Here is a 20,291-nt window from a genome sequence, read left to right as displayed (position 1 = left end):
TCCCCGCATGACGTTTTCTCCCGACACGTACGCGCGCGCGCTCGACTTCGCAGCCGAGGCCCACGGCGCGCAACGCGTGCCCGGCAAGCAGCATCCGTACATCACCCACGTCGCGACCGTCGCCGCGGAGATCCTCGCGGTCGCGACGAAGGACTCGTTCGACGTGGAGCTCGCCGTCACGTGCGCGTTGCTCCACGACACGCTGGAAGACACGAGCGCGTCCGAGGACGAGATCACGCGGCTTTTCGGCGCCGCCGTGGCGCGTGGGGTACGCGCGCTGAGCAAGGACACGCGCCTGCCGAAGGAAGACCAGATGGCCGACTCGCTCGCGCGCATCCAGCGCGAGCCCCGCGAGGTGTGGATGGTGAAGCTCGCCGACCGCATCACGAACCTCGCCGCGCCGCCTCCCTACTGGTCGCGCGAAAAACGGATCGCATACCGCGAGGAAGCACGGCGGATCCTTTCAGCGCTGGGCCCGGCGAGCGCGCCGCTCGCTTCGAGGATGGAAGCGAAGATCGAGGCGTACGGCGACTACATCGAAGGCGCGCCGTGACCTTCGCCCGCGTCCCTCATCGCTCGCCGAGCCAGATCGCCGCGAACTCCATCACCCGCGCGTTGTCGGGCACCTGCTCGAGGAAGCTCTGCCGCCAGCGCGGATCGCTGATCCGATCGGCCCGCTTGAGCAGCCTCCGCCGCGCCTCCGTGATGCGGTGGAGCGCCTCCTCCTCGACGCCGTTCACCCGGAGCGCGAGCGCGTAGGTCCACTGGATCAGGCTCTCGCCTTCCTCGATCCCTTCGAGGCGACTCAAGATCTGCATCGCCTCCGACGCCTTCAGGTACGCCTCCCGCACGTTGTTCCGCGCGATCGCGATCCCCGCGATGAGCGCGAGCGCGCAGGCCCGGGCCGCGGGGACGCCCTCGGAGACCTCCATCGCCAGTCGCGCCATCGTGAGCGCCTCGTCCGTGCGCCCCGCGAGCCGCAGGATGATCGAGAGGTACCCCCGCACGAACCCCTCGCCGCGCCGGTTGCCCTGACGCACGAGGAGCTCGAGCGCCGCCGTCTCCACGGCGATCGCCTCCGTCAGGTTCTCCATGTGCGCGAGCGCGTAGCCGAGGTTCGCGAGGAGCGAGGAGACGAAGTCGAGCTGCATCGGCTCGGCGATCGCCTGCGCCTCGCGGAAGGCCGCGACCGCGAGGGCATACGCGCCGAGCTGCAGGTACGCGTTACCGATGTTGCAGCGCTGCAGGCAAGCGTTCCGCATGTCGCCCGCCGACGTGAAATTCTCCACGGCCGACTCGACCCGCCGCACGTAACCGATGAGATCCCCCTCGTGCAGCGCGATCTCGACGCGCGCCACGTCGAGCCACGCGAGCACGAACGGGCTCACCACGCTGTGCCGCTGCGCGAGCCGCTGCGCGCCCGCGAAGACCTCGTGCGCTCGATCCGGCAGGCCCGCGCGTACGAGCGCGATGACCAGGCGTGCCGCCGTGACGATGTGCGCTTCCGTGGTCACGCCCTCACGCGCGAGCGCCGCGAGCTCGTCGACGAACGCCCCGATCCGCGCGACGTCGCCCATGCTGCCCGACGCGATGACGAGGTGCCCGAGCGCGGCGTGATAGGCCGTGCTCCCCCTCGGCAAGCGCGTGATCGCCTCCTCCGCCGCGCGTCGCGCTTCGGCCATGTGCCCGAGCCAGCGATGCGCGATCGCCTGCACGAGCCGCATGCGCGCGATCGTCTCGGGCGTGCCCGACGCCTCGATCGCGCGCGCCGCGTGCGCCTCCGCGTCGCGCAGCGCGTTCACGCTGAGGGCGTCGAACGCGGCCGTCTCGTCGGCGGTCAGGGGTGAACCGGGGAACAACGCGGCCGCGTCGCGCCACTCGATCTCCGAGCGCGGGACGGTGGCGATTCGCGTGGTCGCGAGGCTCGCGATGGCCTCGTCGAGCTCGCTCACCGTGTCCTCGTCGAGCACGAGATCCGCCGGATCGAGCTCCAGCACGTCCGCGCCGCCGGCCTCGTGTGTCTCCGCCTCGCCCGGCTGCGGCTCGGGCGCGACCTCGCCGTCGTCCTTCGGGCCTCGCGTCGGCGCGAGGACCACGCGGTGCGAGATGTTCTCGTACGCGAAGACGAATTTGTCGCGGAATGCCTGCATCGACGGATAACGCCCCTCGCGCTGCTGCACGAGCGCGCCCTGGACGACCTCCAGGAAGGCCGAGGGGATGTCGTCGACGAGCATCGACAGGATCGGCGGCGCCTCCGTGACGATCTTGATCAGCACGGCTTGATGCGTGGGTCCGTCGAAGGGGCGCCGGCCCGAGAGCAGCTCGAAGAGGACGGCGCCGACGGACCAGACATCGGCGCGCGCGTCGATGCCGGGATCACCCTTCGCCTGCTCGGGCGCCATGTACTCGGGCGTGCCCATGACCACGCCGCTCAGCGTGAGCTTGCGGTTCGGGTCGAGCGTGTTGACGCGAGCGAGGCCGAAATCGATGAGCTTCGGGACGATCTCGCCGGACGCGGACTCCGTGAGGACGATGTTCTCCGGCTTGATGTCGCGGTGCACGATGCCCCGGCGGTGCGCGGCGATGAGCGCGCCCATGATCGGGACCATGATCGTCATCGCCTCGTGCTCGGTGAGCCTTCCGCGCGGCATCAGGTATTCACGCAGGCTCTCGCCTTCGAGTAGCTCCTGCACCATGTAGAACGTGCCGTCGCGGCGTTGCCCGACCTCGTGCACGGTGACGACGTTCGGGTGCTGGATCGCGGCGGTCGTCTGCGCTTCGCGGCGGAAGCGGGCGATCATGCTGGGGTCGCGGTCGTAGTTCGGGTGCATCAGCTTGATGGCGACCCGCCGCTCCACGAACATGTCCCAGGCCTCGAAGACGGTGCCCATCGAGCCCGCGGCGATGAGGCGCTGCAGCGTGAACTTGCCGGCGATCTGCATCCCCGGCTTGAACGTCGCTTTTTCGAGCTCCGCCGCGCGCGCCGCACCGTCGTCGGCCCCCTCCAGGGACGGAGGGCCCGCGCGCGGGTCGTCTTTGCGGCGTTGCCAGAAGCGAAGCATCGGTGCTCCTCCTCAGCGAGCAGCCGTGAGGACAACGCGAGCCAAGGTAGGTGTCAAGGTGCGCGGCCTTCGAGCATCACACCGTCGCGTCCGCCGCGGCCTACGCTTCGTCCTCGCGCACGCGCGCCACGATCGCGTCGAGCGTCGGCCGCTCGCGAAGAGCCGCGAGGCGCGCGGGTTGATCTTCCGCGCGAACGGCGGCGAAGCGGTTCGACCCGAACACGGCGAGCGTGACGTCGAGGTACGTCTCGAAGGACATGAAATCGGAGCTGACGAGGTCGGCGCCATGATCGGTGGACACGAGGACCACGGGATCGGGGCCGATGATCAGGTCGGCGTGGTTGAACTTGCTGAAATTGTCGATCGTGATGGCTTTCAGCGGGCGCTCGGGATCGAGCTCTTGGCCGAAGAAGAGCTCTTCTTGTCTGTGCGAGAGCTCGTTCACGTGGAAATTCCTCTGCCAGTCGGGCGTGAATGCGACGTCGATGGGGACCAGGTTGATGCACCCCGGAGGCGTGCCGTAATCGGGGTAATCGTACGGATTGGTCCGGGTATACGTACTGCCGCGGAGGCCCCATTCCAGAAAAACGCCGTCGTGCGCCGCGTAAAACTCCAGAATGGAGTCCGGCAGCTTCATGCCGGCGGCTTGCTCCGCGCGCGCGAGCGCGGCGCCTGCGGCCGGGGAGCCGAGACGGAAATCGAGAACCTCGATGTCCGGATGCGCGCGCAGCGCTTCGACCATGGCTTCCAGCCGTTCACGAAATGAGGTGGCCATGGGGGCGGATCAGACGTCCCCGCGCGCCGCGCTGTCAAGCGCCGCGCGATGGACCTTGCGCGTGCGGCTGTCGTGCGCTACCACGCTCGGGCTCACGATCCTATCCGGCGAGCATGCGCGGGCAGAGCCCCGCGTGCTTGCGTCCGAACGAAGGCGACCGGGAAGGCGTGGCGGAGCGCACCGTGATGAGTGTCGCCCCGCGGTGGAGCGGCCAGACGGGTCGTTTCACGCCCTTCCCGAACCCTGGCGGCTCGGCGGGAGGGGGAGAGCGACAAGCACACCCTTTCACGGGTTCGGGCCGCGAGAGAGCATTTTCATCGTGACTTTTTCCGTTTCCGGGCGGCCCACGTCGGCCCCCGTCGAGGCGCCGCGTGCCGACGGCAGCGCGCCGATCGCTCCCGTTTCCATGGCCTCCGAGGCCCCCGGCGCCGCGTTTGCCACGCTCGGCCTCGCGGCGCCGCTCGTGCGCGCCCTCGTGAAAGAGGGCTACGAGCGCCCGACGCCCATTCAATTGCAGTCCATCCCCGAGGCGCTCTCCGGCCGTGATTTGCTCGGCTGCGCGCAGACCGGCACCGGCAAGACGGCGGCGTTCGTCCTGCCAATCCTCCAGCGACTCTCGAAGACCCAACGCCACGGCGGCATTCGCGCGCTCGTGCTCACGCCGACGCGCGAGCTCGCCGCGCAGATCGGCGAGCGCGTCACGGCGTACGGGCGGCACCTCGGACTCCGTCACACCGTCATTTACGGCGGCGTCGGGCAGCGGCCGCAGGAGGAGAACCTCGCGAAGGGCCCCGACTTGCTCGTCGCCACGCCGGGCCGGCTGCTCGACCTGATGCAGCAGGGGTTCGTGCGTCTTGATCGCGTGGAGGTCTTCGTCCTCGACGAGGCCGATCGGATGCTCGACATGGGCTTCATCCACGACGTGCGGCGCGTCGTCGCCGCGCTGCCCAAGCAAAAGCAGACGCTCTTCTTCTCGGCGACGATGCCGCGCGAGATTGCCGCGCTCGCCGATAACATCCTCGTCGATCCGGCGCGCGTCTCGGTCACGCCCGCGCGCGCGGCGGCCGACACGGTCGAGCAATCGATCTTCTTCGTCGAGAAGGCCGAGAAACGCGCGCTGCTCGAGCGGCTTTTGCGGACGTCGAGCGTCGAGCGCGCGCTCGTCTTCACCCGCACGAAGCACGGGGCAAACCGCATCTCCGAGCAGCTCGTGCGCGCCGGCATCGAGGCGCTCGCCATTCACGGCAACAAGTCGCAAGGCGCCCGCGAGCGCGCCCTCGATCGGTTCCGCCGCGGCGTCACGCCCGTGCTCGTCGCGACGGACATCGCCGCGCGCGGCATCGACGTCGAGGGCGTCTCGCACGTCATCAATTACGACCTGCCGAACGTGCCCGAGAGCTACGTGCACCGGATTGGCCGCACGGGGCGCGCGGGCGCGACGGGCAGCGCCATTTCGTTCTGCGATCGCGAGGAGCGCGCGTTGCTCTCGGACATTGAAAAGCTGCTCCGCCGCCGCATTCCGGTGGCCGAGGGACAGACGCCTCCCGCCGAGGAGACGCCCGCCCCGCGCCCCGAGCCGCGCCGCGCGTTCGCGCCCGAGCAGCAGCGCCCCCGGGGCCCGCGCCCGCCGCGTCCTCCGCGCGGCCGTCGGAGCTGAATTCCGACCATTGAGCACGGGCCGCTCGCACGCTATGTTTGCGTGCATGGCCCGTGCTCCGACCAGGCGCCACTTCCTCCTTGCCGCGGGGGCTGCCATTCCCGCGGCGACGTTCGCCTTGCTCTCGCGTGAATCCGACGCGCCTTCGCCGCTCGGCGCGGGGGTCGGGCTCGATCCTGACGCGCGTCCCGTGCGGCGGATCGTACAAGCGCAGCCCACGCGGGACGGCGCCGGCGTGCGCCTCTCGCGCGCACTCGGGGGCCAGGCCCTTCCCGATCTCGACCCGTTCCTCCTCCTCGACGAGTTCCACACCGACCGCGCCGACGATTACATTGCGGGATTCCCCGATCATCCGCACCGCGGGTTCGAGACCGTCACGTACATGATCCACGGCGCCATGGAGCACCGGGACAGCGTGGGTAATCGGGGGCGGCTCGGCCCGGGCGGTGCGCAATGGATGACCGCGGGGCGTGGCATCGTTCATTCCGAGATGCCGAAGCAGGAGCAGGGGCTCATGTGGGGCTTCCAGCTCTGGGTGAACCTCCCGGCCGCGCGGAAGATGGTGAAGCCGCGGTATCAGGACATCGAGCCGTCAGCGATTCCCGAGGTCGATATCGCGGACGCCCGGGTGCGGGTGGTCGCGGGGGAGGCCGGAGGGCGGCGCGGGCCCGTGGACGGCGTCGTCGTCGCGCCGAGCTTGCTCGACGTCACGCTTTCGGCGGGCGCGAGCTTCCGGCATGCGCTCCCTCCGGAGCACAATGCATTGATCTACGTCATCGACGGCGCTGCGCGGATCGGACCCGAGGGCACGCCCGTCGCGCGGGGCGAGCTCGCCGTGCTCGGCGCGGGTCGATCGGCCGTGTCGACGAGCGCCACGGGGGCGCGCCTCCTGCTTCTCGCGGGTCAGCCCATCGGGGAGCCCATTGCGCGCCGCGGGCCTTTCGTGATGAACACGGCCGAGGAAATCCGACAGGCGTTCGAGGATTATCGCTCGGGGCGCCTCGTGGGCGGCTGACCGAGCGGACGCGTTTCAACGCATCTCGACCTCGATCGACATGGGTTTGCCCCCGCGGACGATCCGCACGTCGAGCCGATCGGCGGCGCGTAGCCGCGTGAACGCCTCCATCATCTTCGTGATATCTCCCGCCTCGAATCCGTTGATGCTGTCGAGCCGATCCCCATTTTGAAGCCCGAGCATGCTGGGGAGCGAGCCGGGCCGAACTCCGCTGACCCGCATGCCTACGACCCGGTCGCCTTCGCGGGCCGGCACGAAACGCGCCGCGCCGAGGAGGTCCGGACGTTCGAGGATCGTGTCGACGACCGAGCGCTCCACGGTGTAATGGTTGTCCGCGTCCTTGCGAATACGGTCGGCGATTTCGGGCGGCACACGCGAGGCGGGTTTTGCGGGTGCATCGCCGCGCTCCTTCTGCGCCACGGGGCCCTCGCGCCTCTCGTGCAAGGGGAGCTGACACCGCGCCTCGCCCTGCCGGAGCCATACCCGATCCCACGCCATCGCGTGCACCGTGCGCCCGCCGATGTCGTCGCCGAGCCGCCGCAGTGCCGGCTTACCGTCCGACCCTGCAATGGCCGCGAACGACCAGAGCGCGTCGTCCGCCTCCGTGATGAGCAGGACTGTCGCGGCGTCGCAGATCGGATCGGCATAAGGATCGCCGAGCGGTTCGGAAGGTTCCGGGGCCCCATCGTCCGGCGGGCCCTGGCGCGCGAGGGGGCCGGTGATCGAATCGAAGGGATTTCGCCCGAGAATGGCCTCGCCATTGTTCTCGTCTTGCACCGCGGCGAGCGCGTTTCGCACCTTCCTGGGCGGCTGCGGTGAGACCGGCTCGAACGGCGGGCCCGAGAGGCTCGACGAGACGAGCCGCCCGAGCCCGGCCGCCTGGAAATAGGCGGCGAGACCCACGAGCAGAACCAGGACCGCGGGGAACCATCGTTTCAAGCGCGCGTCGAATCCCATGAAAACGGGAACAAGCGAGCGCCGTGCCAGCTTGAAAGCGCGGAAGATCCTCGCGAAAACGGCGCGGGACCCGTCCGGACGGGCGACAAAATGGCCGTCGCGCCGCGGATCAGCGCCGTGCTTCTGTCAGCTTGGCACGGGCGGCGTGGGTATCGAGGAAACGCGAGACCTCGGCGAGCACCTCGGGGGAGATGTCGCGCCCGATGTCGTCCGGCTTGATTCGCGTGGCGTCCGGCTGGGTGATGCAGTTCAGGGCGTGCGTGACACAATCGAGCACGCGCACCCGGTGCGGAGCGCGCGACGAGCCGTCGAGCCACTTCGCCCAGCTCTCGATTTCCGAGGGTGCGACGTTGTAATCGTAGCTCCCGCCGAGCACGAGCAGCGGCCTGTCGAGCTTTCGGGCGAGGTCGGGCGCACGCCGTGCGAGCTCGATCCACGATTCCCACAGGCCCGGCGGCTGCCCGAGGATCGGCGCGCCGAGGTGCGTTCCTCGCTCGATTTGCCGGAGCGCCTGTGCGGCGGCGAGCAATTCGCGGCTTTCCGCGTCGGCGCGCTCGGGCTGCCCGGCCATGGTGAAGGACCAGCGCACGCGCTCGCTTTGCTGCTCCAGCACGACGGTCATCGTGTGAAAGGGCGGCGCGAGCATGACGCCTGCGCGCACGCGCGGCCTGTCCGAGAGCAGCACGGGCACGAGCTCTCCGCCCTCGCTGTGCCCCGCGAAAAAGAGGCGATCGGGATCGATCTCGGGGCGTTCTGCCACCGCGTCGAGCGCGGCTTCGGCGTCGAGCACGTATTCGGTCGTGGCGAACTCCACTTCGAGGAGCGTATACGGCACGGACGTGAAGCCGCCGTCGGAGCAATCGTTGAATGTGCCGCACGTACGTTTGTCGTAACGATACACAGCGTACCCGCGGTCGGCGAGCGCGTCGGCGAGGCGCTGGTAGACGGGGATCTGGAAGCCGAAGCCGAGCCCGATCTGTCCACGCATCACGCCGTCGCGCGACATGGGCCCGCTGCCGTGCACGATGACCACGGCCGGCACGCGCTCCCCCTCCTCGCGCGCGGGCAGCGTCAACGTCCCTTCGAGACGCCACAGGCCTCGATCGAAGGAGACGGCCACTTCTTCTTTCGGCAGCCGCGGCCGGGCGGGCGCGGCGACGTCTTGCGCGGGCGCGGCCTTGGGGACGACGCGCGCGGGCGGGGCCGCGGGCGGCGCCGAGCCGCAGGCGCCGAGGAGGAACACTGCGAGCGGCAGCGAGGCGAGACGCATGGGATTCCTCCAGACAGCCGAGCAGCGCACGCCTTGGATGGTGACACCCTCGGGCGCGGGGTTCAATCCCGCGTCGTGGCGAGCGCGGCCGTGAGGGCCTGGATCTTCTCCTCGTCGGACTTGTCGAGCGGCAAGGCGATATCCGGGGCGATGCCCTCGACCTCGTTCGTCCCGTCGGCGAGGAAGCGCGCGCAGTTCGGCATTCGCACCTCGAAGCCGATTTCGCGGAGCTCGAATCGCCCCCCGTCATTCACGTATCCACATCCCGCGCCTGCCGTGCGGGCGCCGAGGATCGTGGCGGCCTGGTTGTCCTTGAGCCAGGCGACGAAATCCTCGGAGGCCGAGGCCGTGCCGCGATCTGCGAGGACGAACAGCGGCCCCTTCCAGGCGCCTTTGCCTTCGAGCGTCGCCGTCCCGGGCGGGTCGCCGAAGATCGAGCAGACCTTTTCGCCCTTCCAGATCGGCGTGCGATTGCAGGTCGGCGCGACGATGCGGGCCTCGCTCCGTCGCATGGTCTTTTCCGTGAACAGGGCGACGGCCTCTGAGACCCACTCGGTTCCGCCGCCATTGCCGGTGAGATCGACGAGGAGCCGTTTGGCCCCGCGATCTCGCAGCGCTCCGATCGCCGTCTGCAAGGCCTCCTGGAGCTTTGCCCGGACCGCGAGCCGCAATGCCGTGTCATCGATTCCGGCGGTGAAGACTTGCTCACACGTGGTGAGGTACCTGTTTTCCCCGAATTGAGCGATACGAATCACACCGAGCTCGCCGGCCACCCCGGCGGGGAAGGGCGCTTCGTGCACCGCCGTGAAGCCGGGCATTTTCTTGAATGGAAATCGGTAATCGACCGCGCGCGCCTCGTATCCGGCCGCCGCGCAGCTCGCGACCGGCGCGGAGGGCGCCTCGGGCGGCGAAGCGCTCTGGGAAGGAGGAGCGCTCGGGCGGTTTTCGCCTTTCGTCAGCTTGAAATGGGGATCCTGGAACGTACGAACGAAGCGGCGGAGGGCGAGGAAGGCCTGCACCCGCGAGAACGCGCCGCCGAGCGAGGCGCGCGTGTCGTGGTCGAGCTTTGCGAGATCGACCCCGCGATGCTCGACCATCCAGTCGAGGTTCGCGTACTCCTTCGCCATCGCGGCCTCGAGCGCCTCGAAATCGCGTACCCACGCACCGCGGTCGAAGGTAACCACATCCCAACCGAGGAGCCCGAGCACGATCGACAGCAATCCGATCCCGATCCAGCGGAAAACCCTGCGCACTGTCTTTCGGCTCGCCTTCGGCGGCGAGGCGCTCCCGCTTTGCGTGTCGCTCATGTGCGGGCGATGTCTACCGCATCCCGGCCGGCGATGCACCTTTCGAAAACCTCACGGCCAAGGTGCTCGGGGATCTGGCGGACGAGCTTGCGTGGCGCCTCCGGCTCCCGGCGGAAACGGATTCTGAGGTTATTTCTTCGCGGGTTTCTTGCGCGCCTTCGCGGGCGCTTCTCTCACGCCGAGGCCCCCGAGTACGAGGGACCAGACGCCCTCGAATGCAGCATCGATGCCCGGGTCGAACCATTCCGACGCATGGCTCGGTTTGTGGAATTTCGTCGTCGCGTTGAACACGGCCCAACCCGCGGCGACCGGATCCTCGATCGTGAACGCGCCCTGTTCCACGCCGTCGGCGAGGATCTGGGCGATTTGCGAGGCGAGCGTCTCGACGTGCACGCGGACCACGTCCCGCGCGTCGGCGACGAGCTCCCTGTACGTGGCGAAGAGCTCGGGATCGTCGCGCGCCTTTTTTCGCTTGAGCTCGATGAGCAGGTCGAGCCAGCGCCGCAGGCGCTCGGGAGCCGGGCCCTTTTCGGCCGCGACCTCCGCGAGCGGCTTCGACACGCGGGCGAGCCAGCGCTCCGCGACGGCGTCTCGCAATGCCGTCTTGCTCGGGAAATGCCGATACACGCTGCCATGACTGACGCCGAGCGCGCGGGCCACGTCGACGACCGTGGCCTTGGCGGGCCCAAAGCGGCGGAGGACCTCCTCGGCGGCTTCGAGAATACGTTCGGCGGTGAGCGCTTCTTCGACCACGTCAATGCGCCTTGCGTTCGCTGTCGAGATGCGCCATTTGCGCCGCGGCATACCGCTCGCCCGCGGCCGCGCCAGCCGGTACGGCGCGCTCGATCCGCGCGAGGTCCTCGGGACCGAGGTCGATCGAGAGTGCGCCGAGCGCCTCGGCGAGCCGGTCGCGTCGCCGCGCGCCGACGAGCGGGATGATGTCGCTGCCGCGCGAGAGCACCCACGCAATGGCGATCGGCGCGACGGTCGTGCCCTTCGCCTCGGCGACCGCGCGGAGCGCTTCGACGAGCGCGAGGTTTTGGTCGAGGTTCTCCGGCGCGAAGCGCGGGCTGTACTTGCGGAAATCGGTGGGCGCCATCGCGCGCTCCTTCGACCAATGCCCGCTGATGAGGCCGCGGGAGAGCACGCCGTACGCGGTGATCGCAATGCCGAGCTCGCGCGCCGTGGGGAGGATCTCGGCCTCGATGCTGCGCGAGATCAAGGAATACTCGATCTGCAGATCGCAGATGGGGTGCGTCGCGTGGGCGCGGCGCATCGTCTCTGCGCCCGCCTCGGAAAGACCGATGTGGCGGACGTAGCCGGCTTTGACCATGTCGGCGATGGCGCCGACCGTGTCCTCGATCGGCACGTTCGGATCGACGCGGGCGAGGCGGTAGACGTCGACGTAATCGGTGCCGAGGCGGCGCAGCGTGTAGGCGAGGGAGTTCTTCACCGCGGCGGGGCGGCCATCGATGCCGACCCAGTTGCGGCCCGGATCGCGCATCGCGCCGAATTTGACGCTGATCCGCACCTTGTCACGGGCCCGCCCCTCGAGCGCATCGCGGATGAGCAGCTCGTTGTGGCCCATGCCGTAGAAATCGCCCGTATCGAGCAGGTCGATTCCTGCGTCGAGCGCGGCGTGAAGGGTGGCAATGCTCTCGTCCCTGTCGGACGGGCCGTAGAGATCGGACATACCCATGCACCCGAGGCCCAAGGCCGACACCTGGGGCCCCTTCGAGCCGAGCGAACGCGTGATCATGATGGACTCCTGTCGCGAACCTGAACGAGCAGGAGTATCAGCAACGCGATGACAAAAGTCAACATCTGTCAGTCGACGTTTGTCTGCTCTTGAAGAATAGTGTGCCAGGATACTGTGTGCTGCTTCGGGGCTTCGAGCGGCGCGGCAGGTGGAGACGCCCGCGCCGACGACCTGGAAGCCGATGTTCGACTTCAGGTTCACGGTGGTCCCGTCCTTGGGGCGATAGCGATCGATGCGCGAGGCCACGCCCGGACACGTGAACAGGTAGAAATCACCTCCCCAGAACGCGAAGGCCCACGCCGTGCCGATGTCGAGGGTCGGCTGCGACGACTGGGAGATGATGTGGGACGTCTTCGGGTCGAGCTCCGCGACGATCGGCGGGGATGTCGTGAAAAACCCCCAGAGGTGCCCATCACCCGTGCCCGAGAGCTCGGCCGAGTCGAGAGCGCGTCGTAAAACCCGAGCGTCTCGAGCTCCATCGTGTCGCGATCGATCCGCCCGAGCCCGCTGCCGCCGAAATCCGCCACGTAGAGCGTCTCCTTCGTGATGTCCGACCCGTCGGTCGAAAAACCCATTCCGAATCGCCCGAACGCCCCGGTCTTCGGCACGAACGACGTGCTCTCGCACGATGCGTCCTCCGTGCTCACGCGAAACAGGTGACCATCGTCGTACAGCACGTACGCCGTCGCCGTCGCGATCGATGGCCATCGAAAACGGCGACGCGCCTTGCGTCGCCGCTCACCGTGAAACCGAACGACATGAGGCCCATGCCGTCCAGCGTGACCAGATCCAGATGGCAGTCGTCATCCACGTCGCACCCGGCAATGGCCGAGGGCATATGATTCCCCTCGGTCGTCAAATACGACGTGTCCTCCTCCGCCCGGCGACGACGAAGAAGGAAGGTCGCCCACGTGTCGCCGCGCAAACCGCCGCCGAGCGAGCACGGATTCTACAACATTCCGCCGCATGGACATCCGTTGGGCACGAACTCGGTCATGTGAACGTTCATACAAGCGTGTCCGCGTCGCGCCCGGGTCGAACGTCATTCCTTTCATAATTTCGATGTGCTCACGATTTCGACCAAGCGAACATGCCCGGCGGCTGATTCCGTGTCATGTCGAGCCCGCAATCAGGGAGGGCACGATGGCGCAGAGCAAGACCGCTTCGATCGACGAGCAAGCCAAAATTCGCGATCTGGAACCCGAACGGAAGGATTCGACCGGTACGCACCTGACAACCGATCAGGGGATCCGCGTCGACGACACCGACAATTCGCTCAAGGTCTCCGCCCGTGGGCCCACGCTCCTCGAGGACTTCCACTTCCGCGAGAAGATCACGCGATTCGATCACGAGCGAATCCCCGAGCGCGTGGTCCACGCCCGCGGCTCGGGCGCGCACGGGTATTTCCAGGTCTACGCGTCCCTGAAGGACCTCACCCGCGCGCGATTCCTGAAGGACCCTGCCGTGAAGACGCCGGTCTTCGTGCGTTTTTCCACGGTCGTCGGCTCGCGCGGCTCCGCCGATACGGTCCGCGACGTGCGCGGATTCGCGGTCAAGTTCTATACCGAGGAGGGCAATTTCGACCTGGTCGGCAACAACATCCCGGTCTTCTTCATCCAGGATGGAATCAAGTTCCCGGACGTGGTTCATGCCGTCAAACCCGAGCCGGATCGCGAGATCCCACAGGCCTCGTCCGCGCACGACACATTCTGGGATTTCGCTTCGCTCGTCCCCGAGACCACACACATGCTGATGTGGATCCTCTCGGACCGCGCCATTCCGCGCAGCTTTCGCATGATGGAGGGCTTCGGCGTCCACACGTTCCGGCTCGTCAACGAGGAAGGCAAGTCACGATTCGTCAAATTCCACTGGAAGCCGCTCCTCGGCGTGCATTCGCTCGTCTGGGACGAGGCCCAGAAGATCGCCGGCAAAGACCCCGACTTCCACCGGCGTGATCTCTGGGACGCCATCGAAAAGGGCGCCTATCCCGAATACGAGCTCGGCCTTCAGATCATCGAGGAGGACGAGGCGGACAGCTTCGATTTCGACCTGCTCGACCCGACGAAGATCGTCCCCGAGGAGCTCGTGCCCGTGCGGCGCGTGGGCAAGCTCGTCTTGAACAGGAACCCCGACAACTTTTTCGCCGAGACGGAGCAAGTCGCGTTTTGCGTGCAGAACGTCGTGCCTGGCATCGATTTCACGGACGATCCGCTCATGCACGCGCGCCTGTTCTCCTACCTCGACACGCAGCTCACGCGGCTCGGGGGGCCGAATTTCGCCCAGATCCCGATCAACCGGCCCGTTGCGCGCGTCGACAACCACCAGACGGACGGCTTCCACCAGCACCGCATCCCCACAGGGCGCGCGCATTACACGCCGAACTCGCTCGGTGGCGGCTGTCCGATGGTCGCGGGCCCCGGCGCGGGCGCGTTCACGCATTACCCGGAAAAACTCACCGGCGTGAAGCAGCGCGCGCGTAGCGAGAGCTTCGGGGACCATTTCACCCAGGCGACGTTGTTCTGGAACAGCATGTCGATGCCCGAGAAGGAGCACCTCGTGAAGGCGGCGGTCTTCGAGCTCGGCAAGTGCGAGAGCAAGGACATCCGCCAGCGGATGGTCGAGCGATTCACGCGCGTCGACGCGGGCTTCGGCCAGGCCGTCGCCGCGGGGCTCGGGCTCGCGGCGCATGCGGGCGTGGGCGCGACCGTGAAGAAGGCCGCGCAAGCGGTGGCACAGAAGCTCACGACGAAGCGCACGGTGGACGCGTCGCCCACGCTCAGCATGGAGAACACCGTGAAGAACTCGATTCGCACGCGCCGGATCGCCATCCTCGCGGAGAAGGGCGTGAGCCTCGCGGAGCTCTCGGCGGTGCGCAATGCGCTCGTCGCCGAGGGCGCCGAGGTGCACGTCATCTCGTCGCGGCTCGGCACGATCGAGGCCGCGGAGGGCGGCGACATCGAGGTGGATCAGGCGAGCATCCACGTCGGATCCATTCTCTACGACGCGGTCTTCGTGCCCGGGGGAGCCGCGAGCGTCGAGGCCATGAAGAAGCTCGGGGACCCGATCCATTTCATCAACGAGGCATTCCGGCACAACAAACCCATCGGCGCGACGAGCGAGGGCGTCGAGCTGCTCCTCGCCTCGAACATCAAGGGCGTGACCGTGGCGAGCGCGCAGGCGGCAGGACAAACCTTCCAGGCCGATGGCGTGGTGACCGTGCGCGGCGCGAGCGACCTCACGACCTTCATCCAGGACTTCGTGAAGGCCATCGCGCAGCACAGGCACTGGAACCGCGGCGAGAAGGAGGCCGTGCCGGCTTGAAGTCCGGGGCCGCCGAAACCGCGCTTTTCGCGCGAACGCGTCCGGTTTTTCGGTTCCTGGCGCGCGTCTGTGGCAGGATGCCGCCTCCCGGCGCGCGCGCCGACAAAGGACGGAGACGGAGATGAAGAGAGTCGCGGTTGCCTTCGTGATGATGGGTGGGATGCTGCTTGCCGCCGCTTGCAGCAAAGAGGAGAAGTCAGAGGCCAAGCCGACGGAGGCCGCGGGCGCGGCGGCGCCGGCTGCGGAATCGATTGGCGTCCCGGAGTGTGACGCGTACTTCAAGAAGGTCGCGGAATGCATGGGCAAGAAGCCCGAGCTCAAGCCCATGCTCGAGCCGGCGATGAAGCAGAGCGCCCAGGCCTGGAAGCCGCTCGCGGCGAACCCGGCCACGCGCGACGGGCTCATCAAGGGCTGCAACGCGGCCGTCGAGCAGCTCCAGAAGCAGTGTAACTGAAGAGCGATCGCGGGCGCCGGCGTCCACGCTGGCGCTGCGCCGAAAGGCGCGCGGTTAAGGCATGCACGTTCCGCAGGTGCAGGTCCCTGCGCCGCAATCGCCGCCCGCGCAAGCAAAGCCGGACATGCACGGGGTTTGCAGGCAGGGCTCCGGCGGCGGTGCCATGCCGCCGCTCGCGAGGTCGAGGCAGGCGCGGCCGCGATCGAGCGCCCGGAGCGCGTCCTCCGACATGCTCACGAGCTGCGACGTCATGAGGCTGAGCGCCAGGCTCGCGATCGTACCCGACACACCCGCGCCGCAGATCTCCACGGCATCCTCGAGCTGCGAGCTGTTCACGGCGAGCGTGGTGACCGCGACGGGCTCGCACCCGAAACGGATCTGACCGTCCTCGGACGCGACGGCATTGCCGTCGATCTGCACGCCGATGTCCGCCCATGCAGGGGAGCCGCAGGTCCCGCCGACCTGCACGGTATAGTTTTGCGTGAAGCCGGCGAACGTCGATTTCATCGGCAGATTCGCGACGCGTATCTTGATCGCACCGACGTGCGACACGGCCTCGCAGGCGCCCGCCGTACCCGATCCGAGCGAGAGGGAGCCGACCTCGACCTCCAGGATGCAGCGGGGCGGTGAGGCCAGGGGATCGGGACCGCCCGGACAAACGGTGGTCGTGACCCCGGAGCTGTTCACGGTCTGCGTTTGAATGGGGATCGTGAGCAGGCAGGAGCCCGGGATCTTGCACGCCGCGACGGTCCCCGCGTCCATTTCGGAGCCGCCGCTGCCGCCCGCGCCGCCATTTCCGCCGGTGCCGCCTGCACCCCCGCTGCCGCCTCCGCCATTGCCGCCAGCGCCGCCTGTCCCGCCACTCCCGCCGCCGGTGCCGCCCGCGCCGCCAGCGCCCCCGCTGCCGCCATTTCCGCCGGTGCCGCCCGCGCCGCCATTTCCACCGGTACCGCCGCTACCGCCTGCGCCGCCGGTGCCGCCTGCGCCTCCGGTCCCACCGCTCCCGGCCGTCCCACATTGACACGGCTCGAACCCGCTCCCCTGCGCATTGCATACTTGCACCCCCTGCGTGTCGCCCGGACACGCGCACGAGACCTGCGCGCCGGGAATGCAAAGCGGGCTGCCACCCGCGCCGCCACCGCTGCCGGTCGGGCCCGAGGAAGCGCCGGCCGTGCTTGTGCCTCCGTCGCCCGACGTGCAGGAAACTGCGAGCGTGAGAGCGCTGAAAAGGCCGAACAGCCATCCGTTTGCGTGGTTCGAGCGGCCGCGAGCATGAACACGTTTCATCGTCACTCCCAGGCAGGTTCGCGTGAAGAACGCGACCATGATCCCGCGCTCGGGCTCGCTTGACAAGAGTCCCCGTGCCAAAGGCACCCATGGTGCCCTCGCATGCCCGCTGTCAGCATTCGTCTGCCGCCATAGCGCGAAATCGAGAGAGATGTTTGTCGAGCACATCCATTGCGGCTCGCGTCGACAGGTGGCCGATGAGCACGTGGGTGGTCAAGCCGTCCGCGAGGGCGAGCAGGGTGCGGGCCTCGGTCCTGGGGTCGAGGCCTGGGATACCGAGCGCGCCGATGAGGCGCTCGAGCAGCCCGTGGAGATCGGCGTAGCTCTCCCGGATGACCTCGGCCAATGGTGGCGTGACCGCGGCTTGCGACACGAACACGAGCCAGACGCCCGCCTCGGCTCGGTGCTTTGCGTCGAGGAGCGCCACCTCGGTCACGAGCTGGGTCAGCCTCGCCCGAGGCGTTCGCGCGCGCGACGAGGCGAGCCTCTCCCTGGCACGAGCGGTCACACGTTCGCCCACGTACTGCAGGGCGAAGACGAGCATCTCGTCCCGCGTGGGAAAACATCGCTGGACCGCGCCCATCGAGACCCCCGCCCGCTCTGCGACGTCGCGCAAAGTGACGCCCCCGAGGCCGCGCTCGTGGGCGAGCGTGCAGACCGCATCGGCGAGCTGTCGCCGCCGGCTCTCGTGATCGACTTGCTTCGGCATGGCCGCTGGTTCTCTCCCAGGTCGTTTTTCCGATGCACATGCATCGGATCCGCGCTAAGCATACGATGCAAGCGCATCGGATCCAAGGACCTGCCGGCGAGGACATCGTGCAAGGAACATTTTTCCGTTGGAGCGCACTCGAGCTTTCGGCTGCCGTGAGGCGCGGCGAAGTCAGCGCCGCCGAGATCGTGGAGAGTCACCTCCTTCGGATCGCCGAGGTGAACCCGACGATCAACGCCATCACCCAGCTCCTCGGCGATCGGGCACGCAAGGAAGCCGCAGAGCTCGATCGGCGGCGGGCGGCAGGGGAGGCCTTGGGGCCCCTCGCCGGCGTCCCGTTCACGGTGAAGGACAACATCGCCATCGGAGGGGTGGCGACGACCCACGGCATTGCTCGTTTCCGTGAGCTCGTGGCGACCGTCGACGCGCCGCCCGTCGCGCGACTGCGAGCCGCCGGTGCCATTCCCATTGCGCACACCAACCTGCCGGACCTGACGATCGGCGGCATGCATACCCGCAGTGAGCTGTTCGGCGAAACCAGAAACCCGTGGGACCGAGCCTGCACGCCGGGTGGAACGAGCGGCGGCGACGGGGCGGCCGTGGCCTCTGGCATGGCGCCGCTCGGGCTCGGGAACGATTCGGGCGGGTCGATCCGTATTCCGGCGGCTTTCTGCGGGGTGGCCGGCTTGAAGCCGACGTACGGACGATTCCCCGCGGATCATCGCATCGGGCCCGACGACCCGACGCTGGCCTCGCAGCTCATTCCGGTCGACGGTCCGATTGCAAGAACCGTCCGTGATCTTCGCGCCGTTTACGAGATTCTGGCGGGCCCCGATGCGCGTGATCCGCGCGTGGTCCCCGTGCCCCTCGCCGGACCTCCGCTACCGTCTTTTCCGCGGGTCGCAGTGGTCGCAGACCCCGGTGGAAAGGGTGTACATAGCGACGTTCGCGCGGCGGTGGAGCGAGCGGCGGCCGCGCTCGAGGATGCGGGTTACCCCGTCGTCGAGGTGCAGGACGTGCCGCGGCTCGAGGACGCGCTCTCGGCCTACGGGCAGATGATCATGACGGAGTTCAGCCTGATCTGGCCGATGTTGAAAACGATCCTCCCGAGGAGCAGCCTCCCCTACATCGAAATGTCCATGGAGAGGTCGAAGCCCGTCGATCTCGCCGGATACCTGCGACTCACCAGCGTGCGGCTCGGTATCCAGCGAGATTGGGCGCGGTTTTTCCTGGAATACCCCCTCGTGCTCGGACCGGTGTTCACCGAGCCGCCCGTCGCGCCCGGCCTCGAATCCAGCGGGCCGGAAGGACATGCGCGTGTGACGTCCGGCATGCGGCTCTGCACGGCTACGAGTTTCGTCGGGGTGCCTGCCGTCGCGGTCTCGGCGGGGCTTTTCGGCGGCATGCCCCAGGGCGTGCAGATCATCGGCGCGATGTACCGAGAGGACCTCTGTCTGGACGCGGCGCAGGCCATCGAGGAGCGAATCGGCCAAATCACCCCCATCGACCCTCGTTGAGCCCCGAGGACATCAAAGCGCGACGGCCATGGCCATCTCCGGTTCGCGCGTGAGGATCTCGCAGCCTTTTCGGGTCACCACCACCGTGTGCTCGAATTGCGCCGAGAGCGAGCCGTCCGCGGTGACCACGGTCCATTCGTCCTCGAGCAGCCGCACTTCCGCGCTCCCGAGGTTCACCATCGGCTCGATCGTGAAGACCATTCCCGCGCGCAGCCTGATGCCCGAGCCGCGCCGGCCGACGTGGCTCACGTGCGGCGCGGCGTGCATGGAGCGGCCGATCCCGTGCCCGCCGTATTCACGCACCACGGAGCATCCTTCTTTGCGCGCGAGCTCGTCGATCGCCGCGCCGATATCGCCGAGCCGCGCGCCGTCGCGGACCTCTGCGATTCCCGCATCGCGGCAGCGGCGCGCGACGTCGACGACGTGCCTCGCCTCCGGCGACGGGCGGCCGATGAAAAACGTCGCCGAGGTATCGCCGTGATATCCGCCGAGCTCCGTGGTCACGTCGACATTGACGATGTCCCCGTCGGCGAGGACCTCACGCGCGGTGGGGATGCCGTGGCACACCACGTTGTTGCGGCTCACGCATACCGAGGCGGGAAAGCCGTGGTAGCCGAGCTGGCTCGGACGTCCGCCGCGGCGCGCGGTGTCTTCTCGCACCCACTGATCGATCTGGTCGGCGCGTACGCCGGGGGCGAGGCGCGCGGCCACGGTCGCGAGGGTCGCGGCGGCCGCGCGGCCTGCGAGGCGCAGGGCTTCGACCGAACGGGGCGTATGAATCTCGATGGACGGCATGGTGCGGGCGAGGATGCTGGCGCTCGCGGGCGAGATCCAATACCGTTTCGATATGGCTCACGCGGGGCGCTTGGATCCCGGCGCGAGTCGTGGTAGCGATCTTGGCATGAGCCTGGCGCAGCTCAAGTACTTCGTGGCGGTGGCCGAGGAAGGGAACGTGACCCGCGCGGCGACGCGCCTCCGGATTGCGCAGCCGCCCTTGACCCGGCAGATCCGCAGCCTGGAGGACGAACTCGGCGTCCCGCTCTTCGAGCGGACTGCGCGCGGGGTGCGCCTCTTGCCGTCGGGGGAGACGATGCTCGCGCACGCGCGCGCGATTCTGGCGCAGGTCGACGCGGCCGTGATGGCCGTGCAGGCGGGCGCTCCGGTCTGCACCGGAGCGCCCGTCCTGGATCGGTCGCGCTGA

The 20,291-nt window shown here is 68.4% G+C and carries 17 protein-coding genes; 7 read left to right on the top strand and 10 right to left on the bottom strand.

What is annotated here, in order from left to right; translation table 11 throughout:
- Positions 1-7 precede the first annotated feature (7 nt).
- Positions 8-553, top strand: a complete 546-nt coding sequence (locus KEG38_RS16625; protein WP_272420471.1) for an HD domain-containing protein — start codon at positions 8-10, stop codon at positions 551-553.
- A gap of 16 nt (positions 554-569) precedes the next feature.
- Here the strand turns inward: KEG38_RS16625 and KEG38_RS16620 are convergent, their stop codons facing one another.
- Complete coding sequence (locus tag KEG38_RS16620) at positions 570-3,062, bottom strand: serine/threonine-protein kinase (protein ID WP_272420470.1); 2,493 nt, start codon at positions 3,060-3,062, stop codon at positions 570-572.
- Between the two features lie 100 nt (positions 3,063-3,162).
- A complete protein-coding gene (locus KEG38_RS16615; protein ID WP_272420468.1) occupies positions 3,163-3,837 on the bottom strand; it encodes a hypothetical protein in 675 nt (224 codons plus the stop codon).
- A gap of 319 nt (positions 3,838-4,156) precedes the next feature.
- Here KEG38_RS16615 and KEG38_RS16610 point away from each other — a divergent pair, with 319 nt between their 5' ends.
- Positions 4,157-5,494 (top strand): DEAD/DEAH box helicase, encoded by a 1,338-nt coding sequence (locus KEG38_RS16610; RefSeq protein ID WP_308215626.1) that lies wholly within the window; start codon positions 4,157-4,159, stop codon positions 5,492-5,494.
- A 46-nt stretch (positions 5,495-5,540) separates the two neighbouring features.
- Positions 5,541-6,509 (top strand): pirin family protein, encoded by a 969-nt coding sequence (locus KEG38_RS16605; RefSeq protein ID WP_272420467.1) that lies wholly within the window; start codon positions 5,541-5,543, stop codon positions 6,507-6,509.
- A gap of 15 nt (positions 6,510-6,524) precedes the next feature.
- Here KEG38_RS16605 and gspC read toward each other — a convergent pair whose 3' ends face one another.
- The 5 genes from gspC to KEG38_RS16580 form a co-directional block, all read right to left on the bottom strand.
- Positions 6,525-7,448, bottom strand: coding sequence for a type II secretion system protein GspC (gspC, locus tag KEG38_RS16600; protein ID WP_272420466.1), 924 nt, complete (start codon positions 7,446-7,448; stop codon positions 6,525-6,527).
- 127 nt (positions 7,449-7,575) lie between these two features.
- Positions 7,576-8,736, bottom strand: coding sequence for an alpha/beta hydrolase family protein (locus KEG38_RS16595; protein WP_272420464.1), 1,161 nt, complete (start codon positions 8,734-8,736; stop codon positions 7,576-7,578).
- A gap of 62 nt (positions 8,737-8,798) precedes the next feature.
- Positions 8,799-10,043: a S41 family peptidase gene (locus KEG38_RS16590; protein WP_272420462.1), complete on the bottom strand. Its 1,245-nt coding sequence runs from the start codon at positions 10,041-10,043 to the stop codon at positions 8,799-8,801.
- A 129-nt stretch (positions 10,044-10,172) separates the two neighbouring features.
- Positions 10,173-10,796 (bottom strand): TetR family transcriptional regulator, encoded by a 624-nt coding sequence (locus KEG38_RS16585; RefSeq protein ID WP_272420460.1) that lies wholly within the window; start codon positions 10,794-10,796, stop codon positions 10,173-10,175.
- A gap of 1 nt (position 10,797) precedes the next feature.
- Positions 10,798-11,802, bottom strand: coding sequence for an aldo/keto reductase (locus KEG38_RS16580; protein WP_272420459.1), 1,005 nt, complete (start codon positions 11,800-11,802; stop codon positions 10,798-10,800).
- Between the two features lie 1,143 nt (positions 11,803-12,945).
- On the opposite strand from KEG38_RS16580, the gene KEG38_RS16575 reads away from it, so the two are divergent.
- Positions 12,946-15,123, top strand: a complete 2,178-nt coding sequence (locus KEG38_RS16575; RefSeq protein ID WP_272420457.1) for a catalase — start codon at positions 12,946-12,948, stop codon at positions 15,121-15,123.
- A gap of 121 nt (positions 15,124-15,244) precedes the next feature.
- Positions 15,245-15,577, top strand: a complete 333-nt coding sequence (locus KEG38_RS16570) for a hypothetical protein (protein WP_272420455.1) — start codon at positions 15,245-15,247, stop codon at positions 15,575-15,577.
- A gap of 54 nt (positions 15,578-15,631) precedes the next feature.
- Here the strand turns inward: KEG38_RS16570 and KEG38_RS16565 are convergent, their stop codons facing one another.
- Both KEG38_RS16565 and KEG38_RS16560 read right to left on the bottom strand, forming a co-directional pair.
- Positions 15,632-16,864, bottom strand: coding sequence for a hypothetical protein (locus KEG38_RS16565; RefSeq protein ID WP_272420454.1), 1,233 nt, complete (start codon positions 16,862-16,864; stop codon positions 15,632-15,634).
- A 112-nt stretch (positions 16,865-16,976) separates the two neighbouring features.
- Positions 16,977-17,573 carry a TetR/AcrR family transcriptional regulator gene (locus tag KEG38_RS16560; protein WP_272420452.1) on the bottom strand — a complete coding sequence of 199 codons (597 nt, stop codon included), beginning with the start codon at positions 17,571-17,573 and terminating at the stop codon, positions 16,977-16,979.
- A 32-nt stretch (positions 17,574-17,605) separates the two neighbouring features.
- Here KEG38_RS16560 and KEG38_RS16555 point away from each other — a divergent pair, with 32 nt between their 5' ends.
- Entirely contained in the window at positions 17,606-19,090 is a 1,485-nt protein-coding gene (locus KEG38_RS16555; protein WP_308215625.1) for an amidase, read from the top strand.
- A 12-nt stretch (positions 19,091-19,102) separates the two neighbouring features.
- Here the strand turns inward: KEG38_RS16555 and map are convergent, their stop codons facing one another.
- Positions 19,103-19,885, bottom strand: coding sequence for a type I methionyl aminopeptidase (gene map / locus KEG38_RS16550; protein ID WP_272420449.1), 783 nt, complete (start codon positions 19,883-19,885; stop codon positions 19,103-19,105).
- 106 nt (positions 19,886-19,991) lie between these two features.
- Here map and KEG38_RS16545 point away from each other — a divergent pair, with 106 nt between their 5' ends.
- The gene (locus tag KEG38_RS16545) at positions 19,992-20,291 is read left to right on the top strand and encodes a LysR family transcriptional regulator (RefSeq protein ID WP_272420448.1); all 300 of its coding nucleotides are present in this window, start codon (positions 19,992-19,994) and stop codon (positions 20,289-20,291) included.

Source organism: Polyangium jinanense (genome assembly GCF_028435265.1).
In the GTDB taxonomy this organism is placed as follows: Bacteria; Myxococcota_A; Polyangia; order Polyangiales; family Polyangiaceae; genus Polyangium; species Polyangium jinanense.
Note: the sequence above shows the minus strand (reverse complement) of the source record. Positions and strands in the feature narration are given on the sequence as shown.